Annotated in this window: 14 protein-coding genes; 6 read left to right on the top strand and 8 right to left on the bottom strand. The window is 69.4% G+C overall.

All coding sequences use genetic code 11. The annotated features are described in order from the left end of the window. The first annotated feature begins 3 nt into the window (after positions 1–3). From Y590_RS07160 to Y590_RS07145, 4 genes are all read left to right on the top strand, one after another. Entirely contained in the window at positions 4–501 is a 498-nt protein-coding gene (locus tag Y590_RS07160) for a hypothetical protein (RefSeq protein WP_060769250.1), read from the top strand. Between the two features lie 215 nt (positions 502–716). Further along, positions 717–1,835, top strand: coding sequence for a pyridoxal phosphate-dependent aminotransferase (locus Y590_RS07155; protein ID WP_060769249.1), 1,119 nt, complete (start codon positions 717–719; stop codon positions 1,833–1,835). Beyond that, complete coding sequence (locus Y590_RS07150; protein ID WP_060769248.1) at positions 1,832–2,770, top strand: prephenate/arogenate dehydrogenase family protein; 939 nt, start codon at positions 1,832–1,834, stop codon at positions 2,768–2,770. The genes Y590_RS07155 and Y590_RS07150 overlap by 4 nt, the downstream gene beginning before the upstream one ends. A 17-nt stretch (positions 2,771–2,787) precedes the next feature. Then, on the top strand, positions 2,788–3,732 hold the full coding sequence (locus Y590_RS07145) for a glycosyltransferase family protein (RefSeq protein ID WP_060769247.1): 945 nt from the start codon (positions 2,788–2,790) through the stop codon (positions 3,730–3,732). Between the two features lie 6 nt (positions 3,733–3,738). Here the strand turns inward: Y590_RS07145 and Y590_RS07140 are convergent, their stop codons facing one another. Both Y590_RS07140 and Y590_RS07135 read right to left on the bottom strand, forming a co-directional pair. Further along, positions 3,739–4,842 (bottom strand): DUF2125 domain-containing protein, encoded by a 1,104-nt coding sequence (locus tag Y590_RS07140; RefSeq protein WP_060769246.1) that lies wholly within the window; start codon positions 4,840–4,842, stop codon positions 3,739–3,741. Positions 4,843–4,976: 134 nt separating this feature from the next. Continuing rightward, a complete protein-coding gene (locus Y590_RS07135) occupies positions 4,977–5,321 on the bottom strand; it encodes a hypothetical protein (RefSeq protein ID WP_060772193.1) in 345 nt (114 codons plus the stop codon). A gap of 397 nt (positions 5,322–5,718) precedes the next feature. Between Y590_RS07135 and lptE the strand changes: the two genes are divergently transcribed. Then, positions 5,719–6,273 (top strand): LPS assembly lipoprotein LptE, encoded by a 555-nt coding sequence (gene lptE / locus Y590_RS07130; protein ID WP_060769245.1) that lies wholly within the window; start codon positions 5,719–5,721, stop codon positions 6,271–6,273. A gap of 10 nt (positions 6,274–6,283) precedes the next feature. Then, positions 6,284–7,315 (top strand): DNA polymerase III subunit delta, encoded by a 1,032-nt coding sequence (gene holA, locus Y590_RS07125; protein WP_060769244.1) that lies wholly within the window; start codon positions 6,284–6,286, stop codon positions 7,313–7,315. A gap of 30 nt (positions 7,316–7,345) precedes the next feature. Here the strand turns inward: holA and Y590_RS07120 are convergent, their stop codons facing one another. The 6 genes from Y590_RS07120 to mnmE all read right to left on the bottom strand — a co-directional run bounded on the left by Y590_RS07120 (position 7,346) and on the right by mnmE (position 14,192). Then, positions 7,346–8,242: a ParB/RepB/Spo0J family partition protein gene (locus Y590_RS07120; RefSeq protein WP_060769243.1), complete on the bottom strand. Its 897-nt coding sequence runs from the start codon at positions 8,240–8,242 to the stop codon at positions 7,346–7,348. 113 nt (positions 8,243–8,355) lie between these two features. After that, positions 8,356–9,216 carry a ParA family protein gene (locus Y590_RS07115; RefSeq protein WP_060769242.1) on the bottom strand — a complete coding sequence of 287 codons (861 nt, stop codon included), beginning with the start codon at positions 9,214–9,216 and terminating at the stop codon, positions 8,356–8,358. Continuing rightward, entirely contained in the window at positions 9,213–9,848 is a 636-nt protein-coding gene (gene rsmG, locus Y590_RS07110; protein WP_060769241.1) for a 16S rRNA (guanine(527)-N(7))-methyltransferase RsmG, read from the bottom strand. The genes Y590_RS07115 and rsmG overlap by 4 nt, the downstream gene beginning before the upstream one ends. A gap of 34 nt (positions 9,849–9,882) precedes the next feature. Continuing rightward, on the bottom strand, positions 9,883–11,757 hold the full coding sequence (gene mnmG / locus Y590_RS07105; protein ID WP_060769240.1) for a tRNA uridine-5-carboxymethylaminomethyl(34) synthesis enzyme MnmG: 1,875 nt from the start codon (positions 11,755–11,757) through the stop codon (positions 9,883–9,885). Positions 11,758–11,918: 161 nt separating this feature from the next. Then, complete coding sequence (locus Y590_RS07100) at positions 11,919–12,227, bottom strand: DUF6894 family protein (protein ID WP_245517400.1); 309 nt, start codon at positions 12,225–12,227, stop codon at positions 11,919–11,921. A 630-nt stretch (positions 12,228–12,857) separates the two neighbouring features. Then, entirely contained in the window at positions 12,858–14,192 is a 1,335-nt protein-coding gene (gene mnmE / locus Y590_RS07095; RefSeq protein ID WP_060769238.1) for a tRNA uridine-5-carboxymethylaminomethyl(34) synthesis GTPase MnmE, read from the bottom strand. Positions 14,193–14,276 lie beyond the last annotated feature (84 nt).

Below are 14,276 nucleotides of genomic sequence, written 5' to 3'. Positions count from 1 at the left end.
GCCATGATCGTCCGCTCCCTCATCGCCGCCGCCCTGATCGGTGGCATGGCTTACCCTGCCGTCGCGCAGGACACCGCCCCACCGCCCGCCGCGACCGCGCCGCAAGAACCCTCGCAAGAGCCCTCGCAAGGGCCCGCGAAGGAGGCCGCCCCGCCGCGGCCGATCCGCAACGCGCCGAGCCCGCGAGCGCTGGAATTTGCCGCATACATCTTCTCGGCGGTCAACGTCTGCGGCTATCGGCTCAACGCGCCGGAATTCGAGGCGCTGCTCGCCAAGCAGAACACGCGGCCCGAGGACGTGAGCCCCCGCGGCCCCTTCGGCAACCGGGTGATCGGCATCTTCACCCTGATGTCCAACCAGATGAACCTCAACCGCGAGCAGGCCTGCCTCGCGGTGGCCGGCGAGTACGGTCCGGAGGGGAACGTGGTGAAGAACGTCCTGCTGCCGCCGGGCTCCGGCGAGCCGATCCCTGCGCCGGAAGGCAAGCCGGCGCAGCCATAGCGGTCCCAATCCCGGCGGAGAGAGGGCCGCGATGGGCGAGGCGTGCCCTGGGAAGAGGTCCGAATCACCACGCGAGGCGCCAGAGTCTGCCACGTCGCGACTCTGGCGACGGCCTGATCGGCGCGCATCGGGGTCGGCGGCAGCTCCCCGTTGGCGCGAAATGCTGTAGAGGGACGGGCGATACCCGCGTCCGACTCTCCCGCTGGCCCTGGCCCATGTCCGCAACCGATCCCGTGCTTCGCCCTCAGCCGCGCCCCGGCGTGCTCGCCATCGAGGCCTACGTGCCCGGCAAGAGCGCCGCGCCGGGCGTGGCGAAGGTCCACAAGCTCTCCTCGAACGAAACGCCTTTGGGCCCGAGCCCGCGCGCGATCGAGGCTTTGCGGGCGGAGGCCGCGACGCTGGCCCTCTATCCCGACGGCAGCGCCACCCGCCTGCGCACGGCGATCGGTGCACGCTACGGGCTCGATCCCGCCCGCATCGTCTGCGGTGCCGGCTCGGACGAGCTGCTGACGCTTCTGGCGATGGCCTTCGTCGGGCCGGGCGACGAGGGCATCTTCTGCGAGCACGGCTTCCTCGTGTACCGCATCGCGATCCTCACCGCAGGCGGCACGCCGGTGGTGGCGCCGGAAACGAACCTGACGGCGGATGTCGATGCCATCCTCGCCGCGGTCACGCCCCGCACCCGGATCGTCTACCTCGCCAACCCCAACAACCCGACCGGCACCTACCTGCCGTTCGAGGAGGTGCGCCGCCTGCATGCCGGGCTGCCCGGCAACGTGCTCCTCGTGCTCGACGGAGCCTATGCCGAGTACGTGCGCGCCAACGACTACACGGCCGGCCTCGAAATGGCGCTCGATGCCGCCAACGTCGTGATGACGCGCACCTTCTCGAAGATCCACGGGCTCGCGGCGCAGCGCATCGGCTGGATGGTCGGCTCGGAGGCCGTGGTCGATGCGATCAACCGCATCCGCGGACCGTTCAACCTCTCGGCGGGCGGCATTGCGGCCGGCGCGGCGGCCATCGCCGACGAGGCCCACGTTGCCGCGGCGGTGGCCCACAACGACGAATGGCTCGCCTGGCTCACCCGCGAGGTCGAGGGACTGGGGCTCACCGTGACGCCGAGCGTCGGCAACTTCCTGCTCCTCCACTTTTCGGACAGGCCCGGCCGCACGGCGGCGGAAGCGGATGCGCATCTGACACGCGCGGGCGTGATCGTGCGGCGCGTCTCCTCCTACGGCCTGCCCAACGCCCTGCGGGTGACCATCGGCAGCGAGGAGGCCAATCGCGCCTTCGTGGATGCGCTGGCCGCCTTCCTGGGAGCCAAGCGTTCGTGACGGAGGGGGTGGAGCGCCTCGCCATCGTCGGGCTGGGCCTGATCGGCTCCTCGATCGCCCGCGGCGCCCGGACCTACGGGCTGGCGCGGGAGATCGTGGCGATCGACCGCGACGCGGGCGTGATCGAGCGGGTGAAGGCCCTGGGTCTGGCGGACGAGGCAAGCACCGAAGCCTCGGCGGTGGCCGGGGCCGGTCTCGTCATCCTCTGCGTGCCCGTGGGCGCCATCGGCGCGGTGGCGACCGAGATCGCGCCGCATCTGAAGCCGGGCGCGGTGGTCTCCGATGTCGGCTCGGTCAAGGCCGCGGTGGTGGCGGCCGTCATGCCGCATCTGTCCCCGGACAATCCGTTCGTTCCGGCGCATCCGGTGGCGGGCACCGAGTATTCCGGGCCGGATTCGGGCTTTGCCACCCTGTTCTCGAACCGCTGGTGCATCCTCACGCCGCCGGAGGGGACGGATCCGGCGGCCGTCGAGCGGGTGCAGGGTCTGTGGCAGGGCTTGGGCGCCATCGTCGAGACCATGACGCCCGAGCACCACGACCTCGTGCTCGCCATCACCAGCCACGTGCCGCACCTGATCGCCTACAACATCGTCGGCACGGCCGCCGATCTCGAAGAGGTCACCCAGTCAGAAGTGATCAAGTTCTCCGCCGGCGGCTTTCGCGATTTCACCCGCATCGCCGCCTCCGACCCGACCATGTGGCGCGACATCTTCCTGACCAACCGCGACGCGGTGCTGGAGATGCTCGGGCGCTTCAACGAGGATCTGTCGGCCCTGTCGCGGGCGATCCGCTGGGGCGACGGCGAGGCCCTGCACGATCTGTTCACCCGCACCCGAACCATCCGCCGCGGCATCGTCGCCATGGGCCAGGAAACGGCCGAGCCGGATTTCGGCCGCGCCCGCAACGCGGCGGCGCCCGCGGCGAAGCAGAGCTGAAGGAAAGGGCGCCCGAGATGCGCACATTCGCCATCGTTGCCGTCGTCGAGGGTGCGGCACCCGAGCTGTTCGAGTGGCTCGCCTTCCACCGGGCGGTCGGCGTGCGCCACTTCGTGATCTACGACAACGGACTCCACGGCGAGGCTGCGGCGCTCCTGAAGGCGCAGGCGGCGATCGGGGTCACCACCCTGCCCTGCCCGACCCGCATCGACCGCACGCCGCTCTTTGCGGCCTACGACCATTTCCTCGCCTCGTGGGCGCGGCTGTTCCGCTTCGCCGCCTTCCTCGGCACCGATGAATTTCTGGTGCCGGCCCCCGGCCGTTCGATCGAGGACTGGATCGCCCGCATCCCGCCGCATGCCGGCGCGGTGGTGGTCAACCGGCGCGTCTTCGACACCGCGGCGCCGGAGGGGCCCGCCTCCGGGCTTGTCCTGCGCCGTTTCCCTCGCTCTCTCGCGCCGGCGGACCGCGTGGAGAACCGCGTCGTCACATCGATCTACCGGCAGGGCGCCGTCGCCACGATCGCCGACCCGCACATGACGGAACTCGTGCAGGGCGAGCGGCTGATGAGCGATTTCGGCCCCGCCGAGCCGGACCCGCAGCGGCCCGGCGCCATCCTCGCCGTGCGGCACGGGGAGATCCGGCTCAACCACTATCCCCGTCCCGCTCCGGGCGCGCCGCCACCCGAAACGCGCGCGGAAACGGATCCGTGCACCCGGACGGCCAGCTGGGTGCGGCCGACCCTCGACGAGATGCGCCATCTCCTGGCTTACGGGGAGAGCGTCGCCCCGGCCGAGGCCGCGCGGCTGCGCGCACGCAGCGCCGCCGTGCCCGAGTTGGCGGAGCCGGTCGCGCCGCGGGAGCATCGCCTGTGGCGGCTGCGCCATCTGCACAGGCCGCGGGTGGAAGCCGCCGGGCGCTTCGTCCGGCGCAAGATCTTCGGGGCGCCGCGCCCCTGGTAGGCCCGTTCAGTACAGGGCGGGCAGCACCACGTTCGGCACGGCGAGCGGGCCGAGCATCAGGCGCCCGTCGCCCAGGCGCAGCGTCGGCAGGGGCTTGAGGCCGTTGGGGCTGTCGGCCGCCTGCACCTCGCCGGCGGCGCTCTCGCGCTTGCGCAGGCCGCCGAGGAACTGGCCGACGAGGTTGCCGATCAACGCACCCTTGTCCGAGCCGTAGCGCTGGCCCATCACCTGCCCGATCAGGGCTTCGAGCCCGAGCGCGCGGATCTCGAAGCGTCCCTCGGGGCGATGCGCCTCGTCGAGGCCGACTTCGCCCTTGGCCTGAAGGCGGCGCTCGCCCTTGGCGATCGACAGGCGGGTCACGTCGAGGCGGCCGTCGGCCTGACGCCATTTCTCCAATTCCCGCGCCACCGTGCCGGTGCGCAGCACCGTGGCCCGTTCGATGGTCGTGTCGAGATCGACGTCGGCCGGGTCGCCGCTGCCGCTCAGGGCGTCGAGCCGCGGCACGGCGGCCTTGGCGAGGCGCAGGCTGATATCGACGGCGCCGTCGCTCTCGAAGCGGCCCGGAGTCGGCCGGGCATGGAGTTCGAGGTGCTGGACGGCGAAGTCCACCGGCCCGGGATCGGGGGATTGCACCGTGCCCTTGGGGCCATCGACGACGAGGGAGGCGCGGCTGAAGCCGTTCGAGGCGGCGTGGAAGCTCGCTTCGAGAGACGTCCAGGTCACGTCGGCGGTCAGATCGCCCTGCTCGACACGGAAGGGGCCGGCGACTTCGAGGACGGCGTGGCGCGGATCGTAGACCTGCACCACGGCGGTGGTCGGCCCGAGGGTGAAATTGCCGTCGGAGCGGGCGAAGCGGACCGAGCCGCAGCGCAGTTCGAGGCGGAAGGGATAGCCGGTGATCGAGCGGTCGGCGCAGGTCCATTGCCGGCCGGCCTGCGCCTCACGGGCAAGCCACGCATCCATCTCGCTCTCGGCCTTGCCGCGGATGAAGAACCACGCGGCGGTCCAGGCGACGACGAGGGTGGCGAGCAGGATGTAGGGGAGGAACAGGCCGATTCGCCGCCGCCGGGGGGGCGGTCCGCCGGAAATCGGATCGGGTGTCTGCGCCATCGGCCTCGTTCCTGCGCGTCCCGGCAGGAGAGGCCGGACGCCCCGTGTTTGGAGACCGGGGCTGTCCAAGGCAAGGGCCCTGCCCTCCCTCCGGCTTTCACAGGCCGGCGAGTGCATGCCGGCCGCGCGCGGGGTCAGGCGTTCGCCTGCTCCGTGTCGGCGGCGAGGTCGAGCACGACGGCGCGGCGCTCGGTTTCCCCCTCGGCGAGGCGGTGAACGTGCATCTCCGTCGCGCCTTCCTGGCGGGCGCGGGCCAGCCAGTTGTGGTGCAGACGCTCGCGCGGCCCCTTGCCGGTCGCGGCGATGGAAACTGCCTGGGCAATGCCGGCTTCGTCCCGCCGCACGGCGATGACCACCCCCTCATCGACCTCGGCGAGGTCGGGTTCGGCGAGGTCGTGGACGCCGACGACGTAGCGGCGGCCGGACCGCCCGCGCCACGCGCTCAAAGCGGGGGCGGCCACGCCGCGCAGGCCCGCCATGGTTCGGAGACGCTCCTCGCGCACATCCGCTCTCCGGGATCGATCGTCCTTCAGATCGCGCAGCGCGACCGACCAGGACAAGGCTCGCTTGTTCGCCATTTGTTCTGTTCTACTGCGCTCGTCCGATCGCCGTCAAGGCGCGGGTTCGGAGCGGTTTCCGGGGTCAGGATAAAGTGGGGATCACCGCTTGGTTCCACAAGCGAATGCGTCTCCCGGCGTCCCGATTCGGTCGAGCGATCATCGTCCCGCCGCACAGCATTCTTAAAGCATGAGTCTGGCAGGGTGACCGGGCGCAATGCCTGCCGTACAAGCGGAGCGGTGTGCTGCGCTTGGGGTCGGAGCGACGGTTTTCGGACGGTTCAACGTGACGCGGCGAGGAACAGCCTTGGGGCGGGTGATGGGTGTGGCGAGGAACAGGCCGGGGGTTCGGATCGCGCGGCTCGCGCTCGCCGCCGGCCTTGCGCTGAATCTCGGTGCCTGCTTCCGTCCCCTCTACGGGCCGACGGCATCGGGCGAGTCGATGCAGGGTCTGCTCGCCGCGATCCAGGTCGATGACGTCAACATGGCCCAGGATCAGGATCGCCTCGGGCACTATCTGCGCAGCGAGCTGATCTTCGATCTCGACGGCTCCGGCCAGCCCGCCGTGCCCAAGCGCTACCGGCTGAAGATGCAGGGCTCCGAGCAGGTACAGACCCCGATCGTCTCCTCGACCACGGCGCGGGCCGAGGCCGGCACCATCGTCGGCACGGTGAAGTTCTCGCTGGAGAGCCTGGACGGACGCCGCGTCCTCACCGAGGGCGTCGCAACCGGCACCGCGACCTACGATCGCTCGATCCAGCGTTTCGCCTCGCTGCGCGCCGCGCGCGACGCCGAGATCCGCCTCGCCAAGGTGCTGGCCGACCAGATCAAGACCCGGATCGCCTCCGTCCTCACCGTCAAAACGAACCCCTGACGGGCGTGGCATGACGGCGGTCAAAGCCGGCGATGTCGAGGGGCTGGTCCGGCGCGGCCCCGATCCGCGCATCGCGGTGGTTCTGGTCTACGGGCCGGATGTCGGCCTCGTCGCCGACCGGGCGATGCGGCTGGTCCGGGGGATGGTCGCCGACCCGGACGACCCCTTTGCGCTCATCAGGATCGACGGCGACACCCTCGCCTCCGATCCGGGCCGCCTGGTGGATGAGGCCGGCACCGTCGGCCTGTTCGGCGGCAGCCGCACGATCTGGGTCCGCTCCGGCAGCCGCAACTACGCGCCGGCCGTCGATGCGGTGCTGAAGGCACCGACCGAAGGCGCCCGCATCGTCGTGGAGGCGGGCGACCTCGCCCGCTCCGCCCCTCTGCGCACGCTGTGCGAGGGGTCGCCCAAGGCGCTCGCCCTGCCCTGCTACCCCGATGACGAGCGCACGCTCGCCGACCTGATCGAGCGCACGTTGCAAGAGGCTGGGCTGCGCATCGACCGCGACGCCCGCGACCTGCTGACGGGCAGCCTCGGCAGCGATCGCCGTGCCAGCCTGTCCGAGATCGGCAAGCTCGCCCTCTACGCCCGCGGCCAGGGCAGCGTCGGCGTGGACGACGTCGAGGCGATCGTCAGCGACGTCGGGGCGAGTGTCCTCAACGCGCTGATCGACGCGGCCTTCGCCGGCCGTGCCAGCGAGGCCGAGCGCGAGTATCGCCGCTTCCGCCACGAGGGGATGGACCCCTCGGCGATGCTCGGCGCCGGGTTGCGTCACGCCCTCACGCTGCTCTCCCTACGCCTCGACAATCCGCGCGGCAGCGCGAGCCAGATCGTCGCCAATTGGCGCGGCCTGCATTTCCGCCGCAAGGCGCTGGCCGAAACCCAGCTCGCCCGCTGGTCGGCACCGGGGCTGCAACAGGCCGTGGCGTGGCTCCAAGACGCGGTGCTCGCCTGCCGCCGCTCGGAGCCGGACCTCGCCCACGCCCAGGCGCAGGGTGTGTTCCTGCGGATCGCCATCGAGGCTACGCGGCGGCGGGCCTGAGTTCGCTTCATGAGAGCGGCGGAGAGTGCCTCAGGCTCCGCCGAGCTTGCGGCAGAGCGCGTCGCGCTCTTCGGCGCTGGTGAAGCGGATGCGGATCTCACCCTCGCCACTCGCCTTGGCCTTCACCGCCACGCTGTAGCCGAGTGCCCGGCCGAGGACGTCTTCCAGCGAGCGCAGGGCGGCGTCGCCCTCGGCGGAGCGGCGCGGGCGCCCCGGGCGCGGCGTGTCGTCCTGCGGGGCCTCTGCTGCGGCCAGCGCCTCGACCTCGCGCACCGACAGCCCCTCGGCCACGATCCGGCGGGCCACCGCCTCCGGGTCGCGCACGGAGAGAAGCGCGCGGGCATGGCCGGCGGTGATCTCGCTGGCGATCACCCGGTCCTGAATCGCGGGCGGAAGCTGGAGCAGGCGCAGGGTGTTGGCGAGATGGCTGCGGCTCTTGCCGAGCAGATCGGCCAGCTCGGCCTGGGTATATTTGAACTCGCCCATCAGCCGCTCGTAGCCCGAAGCCTCCTCGATGGCGTTCAGGTCGGCCCGCTGGACGTTCTCCAGGATCGCGTATTCGAGCGAGGTGCGGTCGTCGATCTCGACCACCACCACCGGCACTTCGTTGAGGCCCGCCCGCTGGGCCGCGCGCCAGCGCCGCTCGCCGGCGACGATCTCGAAGGTGCCGGGCACCCCCGAGAGCGCGCGCACGACGATCGGCTGGATCACGCCGCGCTGACGGATCGAGGCGGCCAGCTCGTCGAGTTCCGGCTCCGAGAAGCGGCGGCGCGGGTTGCGTGGGTTCGGGCGCAGGAACTCCACGGCGACCTTGCGCTGCGCGTGCCCGGCGGTGCGGGCCGCCTCCTCCGGCGCGTCGTCGGAAAAGTCGCCGATCAGCGCCGCAAGGCCGCGTCCGAGCCGCGGCCGCGCCGCATCATCCGCCATTGCCACGATCGAAACTCCAAACTTTTAAAAGACTTAGAGTGCCTCACAAAACTCCCGGTCTCTGACCGTTCTCGCTCTGGCGATGACAGCACGGCGGGCGTTTTGAGAGACACTTAGGCGGCTGCAGCGGGCGGGGGCGCCCGGCCCTCGCGTTGGATCACTTCGGAAGCGAGGCGCAGATAGGCCTGCGAGCCGGCGCATTTGAGATCGTAGAGCAGGACCGGCTTGCCATGGGAGGGCGCCTCCGAGACGCGCACGTTGCGCGGAATCATCGTCTCGTAGACCTTGTCGCCCAAGAAGCCGCGGACATCGGCGACTACCTGGGTCGAGAGGTTGTTGCGCGGGTCGTACATGGTCAGCACGACACCCTGAATCTGAAGCTTGGGGTTCAGCGCTCCGCGAACCTGCTCGACGGTGCGCAGCAACTGGCTCAGTCCTTCGAGGGCGAAGAACTCGCATTGCAGCGGCACCATCACCGCGTCGGCGGCAGCGAGCGCGTTGATGGTGAGCAGGTTGAGCGAGGGCGGGCAATCGATCAGCACGTAGCTGATCGGTTCGATCCCCTCCGGCATCGTGAGGTCGCGCAGGATGTTGCGCAGGCGGTGAGCACGGTCGGACGCGCTCGCCAGTTCGAGTTCGAGGCCGAGCAGGTCCATCGTTGAGGGGGCGACCGAGAGGCGCGGTACCGCCGTCGGCGTGATCGCATCAACCAGCGGCGCTTCGCCGGCCATGACATGATAGGTCGAGACCTTGCGGCGGCGGCGGTCGATGCCGAGACCGGTCGAGGCGTTGCCCTGCGGATCGAGGTCGATCACCAGCACCTGCTCGCCGATGGCGGCCAGCGCCGTGCCGAGATTGATCGCCGTCGTGGTTTTGCCGACACCGCCCTTCTGGTTGGCGAGCGCGAGCACGCGCAGCGGTTTGGCTTGAGCAGGAGCAACCTGCGCCGGTGAGGCCGTGGATGAGTCGGTCATGGGTCCACGCGGGAAAGCGACGTGACGCGCACGATCCGTGCCTGCGAGTCGGTGCGGCTCGGAATCAGGTCGCGGGCGAATGTCCACTCATCCTCGGCCTCGGTCAATTCCGTGGCTGCATCACGTCCCTTCGGAAACAGCCCGATGGTGCCGCTTGTCAACAAAGGTTCTGTCCAGTCGAGCAATTGCGTGAGTGGGGCCAGGGCACGGGCGCAAACGATTTCGGTGTCGGTCAGGGTTTCGATCACGGCTTCGATGCGCGCATTGTGAACGATGACCGGTGCGCCGGTGAGGCGGGCGGTCTCTGAAAGGAAAGCGCATTTGCGCGCGTTGCTCTCGACCAGACGGACATGAAAGCCCGGCCGCTCTTTGCCGGCAATGGCGAGGATCAGACCGGGGATTCCGGCTCCCGAGCCGAGGTCAAGCCAACGGGTCGCCTCAGGGGCGATGGCAAGAAGCTGAAGGGCGTCGGCGATATGCCGGTGCCAGACCTCCTTCAACGTCGCGGGGCCGACGAGGTTTTTGACGGTCTGCCAGCGGGTCAGCTGTGCAACGTAGAGATCGAGCGACGCGGCTGTTTCACGTGAAACATGATGCTCGCTCAGGACACGCGTACGCAGATCAGTGCTCATTCTGCCGTCCTTGCGTCGGGGCAGGCCGACATTCTCATGCCGACGCCTGAACTCGGCCCCGGCGGGCATGGGCAGCAAGCAGGGTCAAAGCGGCCGGCGTCACGCCCTCGATGCGCGCGGCCTGCCCCAAAGTCGTCGGGCGCACGCCGTCGAGCTTTGCCCGCATCTCGTTGGAAAGGCCGGCGATGGCGCCGTAATCGAGGGAGGTCGGCAGGCGTACCGCCTCGTCGCGGCGGAAGGCGGTGATGTCGGCCTGTTGCCGATTGAGATAGACGGCGTAGGTCGCGTCCGTCCGGAGGCGCTCCGCAACCCGCGGCGGCACCGCTGCCAGTTCGGGCCAGACCGCCGCGAGTCGCTCCCAACCGATCTCCGGATAGGACAGGATCTGGAAGGCGCTGCGGCGCAGACCATCATGATTGAGGGCGAGCCCGTGCTGGGCCGCTTCGTTCGGGGTGAGGCTCAGGGTATCGAGGCGGGTGCGCGCCTGCGACAACGCTGACTGCGAAGCTGCGAAATGCGCGGCCCGAACTGAGCCGACACAGCCGAGAGCCGCGCCGCGGGGCGTGAGGCGCTCGTCGGCATTGTCGACGCGCAGGCTCAGGCGGTACTCCGAGCGCGAGGTGAACATGCGGTAGGGCTCGCTCACCCCATGGGTGACGAGGTCGTCGATCATCACACCGAGATAGGATTCGGCCCGGTCGAAGATCGCAAGATCGGAGCCGCCCGCCAGCCGGGCCGCGTTGAGGCCGGCGACGAGCCCCTGCCCAGCCGCCTCCTCGTATCCGGTGGTGCCGTTGATCTGCCCCGCCAGGAACAAGCCCGGCAGACGCTTGGTCTGGAGCGTCGCGTCGAGTTCGCGGGGATCGACGTAATCGTACTCGATGGCGTAGCCGGGGCGCAGGATGCGGGTGCGCTCCAGCCCAGGGATGGCGGCGATGATGCCGGCCTGCACTTCTTCGGGAAGCGCCGTCGAGATGCCGTTCGGGTAGACGGTCGGATCGTCGAGCCCCTCGGGCTCCAGGAAGATCTGGTGGCCCTCGCGATCTCCGAAGCGCACGACCTTGTCCTCGATCGAGGGACAGTAGCGCGGGCCGCGGCTGCTGATGCCGCCGGAATACATCGGCGAGCGGTGGAGGTTGGCCCGGATCAGATCGTGTACCGCTTGCGTCGTGCGGGTGATGCCGCAGGCGATCTGCGGCGTGGTGATCCGCTCGGTCAGGGTCGAGAACGGAACGGGCTCCGCGTCGGCGTGCTGCATCTCCAGGGCAGCCCAATCGATCGTGCGTCCATCCAGGCGCGGCGGCGTGCCGGTCTTCAGGCGGCCGAGGCCGAACCCGTGCCGGTCGAGCGTGCGCGCAAGCCCCAGGGCAGGCTCTTCGCCGACGCGGCCGGCGGGGATCTGCCGCTCGCCGATATGGATGAGGCCGCGCAGGAAGGTGCCCGTCGTGATGACGACGGCCGCCGCGGTGAGCGCGCGCCCATCCGCGAGTGTCACGCCCGCGACACGGCCTGAACGCACGGTCAGGTCGTCGGCCTCGCCCTCGATCACGGTGAGTTCCGGTGTCTCCGCGACCGCCGCCTGCATGGCTCGGGCGTAGAGTGCCCGGTCGGCCTGGGTGCGCGGGCCGCGTACGGCCGGGCCCTTGCGGCGATTGAGCAGGCGGAACTGGATGCCGGCGGCGTCCGCGACACGGCCCATCAGGCCATCGAGGGCGTCCACCTCGCGCACGAGATGACCCTTGCCGAGGCCGCCGATGGCCGGGTTGCATGACATCGCACCGATGGTGGCAGCCCGATGCGTCACCAAGGCGGTGCGGGCGCCGACGCGCGCGGCTGCCGCGGCCGCCTCGACACCGGCATGGCCACCGCCGACGACGATGACGTCGTAACTGAAAGAATGGGCGTGCATGACCCGTGCTTATGCGCCCGCCATCGGACAGGTCAACGCAGGCGCGCTTCATCGCTTGGTTTGGCGAGGGTTCCGAGCCTTCCGCCCTGCCCGCCCTTCCGAAATCCATCCTGCAAAACGTTCAAGTCGCCGCCAAGGCCCGATGGTCAGCGCAGTTCAGGTCAGGCCGCGGACCGGGATGCTTCCGAGGTGGTCGAGGCAAGGAAGGGGCGTATCTGGAGGTCGATGCAAAACGCCGAAGAGGTCGCCTCTTCGATCACTTCGAGGGACCACGTATCCCCAAGGGTCAACCGGTGGCCCGATTCCTTGAGCAGCGAACCGGCATAGTGGACGGCTGCCCGCAGGGCCGCTTCCAGATCGACGCACTCGATTCCATCATCATCCGCGATGTCGAGGCCGTCATGCACGTTGAAGAAGTATTTTGGCATGTCGCATTCAGTAATTGAGCCTAAAGGCAAGCAATGATGCATCAAGGCTCACTGCGAATAAAGACTCTGACCGACAATTTTTTGAGCATTTTATGACCATACACTGTGATGAAAATCTACGATCGGTCAAAAACTGCTCTTTTTCTCTTACGTTTGAAAAAATATGTTACATCAAGCAATATAAAATGGCGCGCGACACATCGCCTGCAATAAACTTGCGGAAAATAAATCCATCATGGGACAAGCTTCCAGTCCGACGGTGTGGATAGGGATGGTTCTCGCAGATCTGCCGAACCTCCCGGTCAGCGATGAGCAAAAATCGTTCAGGCCCTTCCGCATCACGCGCCATTCCTGCATCGCCCCCCCAATGAACGCGGCGGATCTCAAATTCTTGTCATCCGACCAGCTGCGAAACCTGGAAGGTCTCGGCCTCACCGGTAGCGGGGGCCGGACATTTGCAACGGGGGAACAGGTTAGAGCATCGTCCCGAGAGGTGGTTGTCGGCTTTCGGGACGATGCTCCAGGCCGACCTACGCGTCGCGGCTCGGTGGCCCCAAGGCTCCTGTCATCGATCAGGTGCGCCCTTTGCTGCGCTTCGGAGGGGCGGGATCGGCCTCGAGGTCGCCGAGGGCAGCCGGATCGCCGTGTTCCGGCGCGAACCGCCGGCGTCCCCTACTTGCCGATGCAGAAGCCGGCGAAGAGGCGGTCCAGCATCTCCTCGACGCCGACATGTCCGCCGACCTCGCCCAGCGCCCGGACGGCGAGCCGGAGATCCTCTGCCACCAGTTCCGGCGGGAAGCCGGCGGATGCGGTGGCGACGCGGTCGAGATGAGTCGCGGCCCGGGTCAAAGCCTCGCGATGACGCTCGCGGGTGACGAGGGCGTCGCCCTGACCGAAGGCCGTTTGCGCCGCGGCCTGGATGGCATCCAAGAGCGTGTCGAGTCCGGCACCCGTGACGGCCGAGACGGCAAGGCCGCTTTCCCCCGGCACCGCCGGCGCGAGGTCGGTTTTCGTGCGAACGAGAAGGACGGGGACTGCCGCAAAAAGCTCGGCGTCGGCCTTGCCGTCCGCCGGCACGAGATGGAGCACGAGGTCGGCGGTGCGGATACGGCTTTGCGTGCGCTTGACGCCCTCCGCCTCGATCGCATCGGCCGTCTCGCGCAGGCCCGCGGTATCGACCAGCACGACCGGCAGCCCGCCGAGATCGCAGCGTACCTCGATGGCATCGCGGGTCGTGCCCGGAATGTCCGACACGATAGCCGCGTCACGCCCGCTCAGCGCATTGAGCAGGGTCGATTTTCCGGCGTTGGGCGCGCCAGCCAGAACGACGCAGAAACCCTCGCGCAGGCGCTCGCCCCGACGTCCGTCGGCCAGCGCGGCTCGGATCGCATCGCGCAGGGCTGCGGCGCGGCCGGACAGGGCGGTGTCGAGGCCGTCCTCATCGACATCGCCTTCATCGGCAAAATCGAGGGCTGCCTCCGCTCCGGCGAGCAGATCGATGCCGGTCTCGCGCCATGCAGCGACTTGGCGGCCGAGGGCGCCGTCGAGCTGACGCAGGGCCTGGACACGCTGCGCTTCGGTCTCGGCGTCGATGAGGTCAGCGATCCCCTCCGCCTCGGTGAGATCGACGCGGCCATTGAGGAAGGCGCGGCGGCTGAACGCCCCGGCCTCTGCCGGCCGACAACCCGGCACGCGTCCAAGCGCCCGAAGCACGGCGGACCGTACGGCGAGGCCCCCATGCAGGTGCAGCTCGACCATGTCCTCGCCGGTGGCAGTGGCAGGGCCCGGCAACCATGCGACGAGGGCCTGATCGAGGATGTCGCGGGAGTCGGGATCGCGCAGGCGGCGCAGGGAGAGACGGCGCGGTTCCGGGCGCCCGCCGGCCAGCCGGTCGAGCGCAAGCCCCGCCGCCGGCCCGCTGATACGCACGACCGTCACCGCCGCACGGCCGAAGCCGCTCGCCGGGGCGAAGATGGTGTCGTCACGGTCGCGAAGGGGTGGGGGCATGGTGCTGAACGCTGTCCCGCTGCCGCGCCCCATTCCTCTTGCGGGGAGGAAGGACGCGGCAGCCGCGAGACCTGTTTTATGCGG

Source organism: Methylobacterium sp. AMS5, assembly GCF_001542815.1.
Lineage (GTDB): Bacteria > Pseudomonadota > Alphaproteobacteria > Rhizobiales > Beijerinckiaceae > Methylobacterium.
Note: the sequence above shows the minus strand (reverse complement) of the source record. Positions and strands in the feature narration are given on the sequence as shown.

What these genes read in the sequence shown, in the direction of transcription:
- holA (WP_060769244.1), top strand. Translation starts at nt 6,284, where the DNA reads ATGACGGCGGTCAAAGCCGGCGATGTCGAGGGGCTGGTCCGGCGCGGC.
- Y590_RS07135 (WP_060772193.1), bottom strand. Translation starts at nt 5,321, where the DNA reads ATGGCGGGCCTGCGCGGCGTGGCCGCCCCCGCTTTGAGCGCGTGGCGC.
- Y590_RS07120 (WP_060769243.1), bottom strand. Translation starts at nt 8,242, where the DNA reads ATGGCGGATGATGCGGCGCGGCCGCGGCTCGGACGCGGCCTTGCGGCG.
- lptE (WP_060769245.1), top strand. Translation starts at nt 5,719, where the DNA reads ATGGGTGTGGCGAGGAACAGGCCGGGGGTTCGGATCGCGCGGCTCGCG.
- Y590_RS07155 (WP_060769249.1), top strand. Translation starts at nt 717, where the DNA reads ATGTCCGCAACCGATCCCGTGCTTCGCCCTCAGCCGCGCCCCGGCGTG.
- Y590_RS07100 (WP_245517400.1), bottom strand. Translation starts at nt 12,227, where the DNA reads ATGCATCATTGCTTGCCTTTAGGCTCAATTACTGAATGCGACATGCCA.
- mnmE (WP_060769238.1), bottom strand. Translation starts at nt 14,192, where the DNA reads ATGCCCCCACCCCTTCGCGACCGTGACGACACCATCTTCGCCCCGGCG.
- Y590_RS07140 (WP_060769246.1), bottom strand. Translation starts at nt 4,842, where the DNA reads ATGGCGCAGACACCCGATCCGATTTCCGGCGGACCGCCCCCCCGGCGG.
- Y590_RS07145 (WP_060769247.1), top strand. Translation starts at nt 2,788, where the DNA reads ATGCGCACATTCGCCATCGTTGCCGTCGTCGAGGGTGCGGCACCCGAG.
- mnmG (WP_060769240.1), bottom strand. Translation starts at nt 11,757, where the DNA reads ATGCACGCCCATTCTTTCAGTTACGACGTCATCGTCGTCGGCGGTGGC.
- Y590_RS07115 (WP_060769242.1), bottom strand. Translation starts at nt 9,216, where the DNA reads ATGACCGACTCATCCACGGCCTCACCGGCGCAGGTTGCTCCTGCTCAA.
- rsmG (WP_060769241.1), bottom strand. Translation starts at nt 9,848, where the DNA reads ATGAGCACTGATCTGCGTACGCGTGTCCTGAGCGAGCATCATGTTTCA.
- Y590_RS07160 (WP_060769250.1), top strand. Translation starts at nt 4, where the DNA reads ATGATCGTCCGCTCCCTCATCGCCGCCGCCCTGATCGGTGGCATGGCT.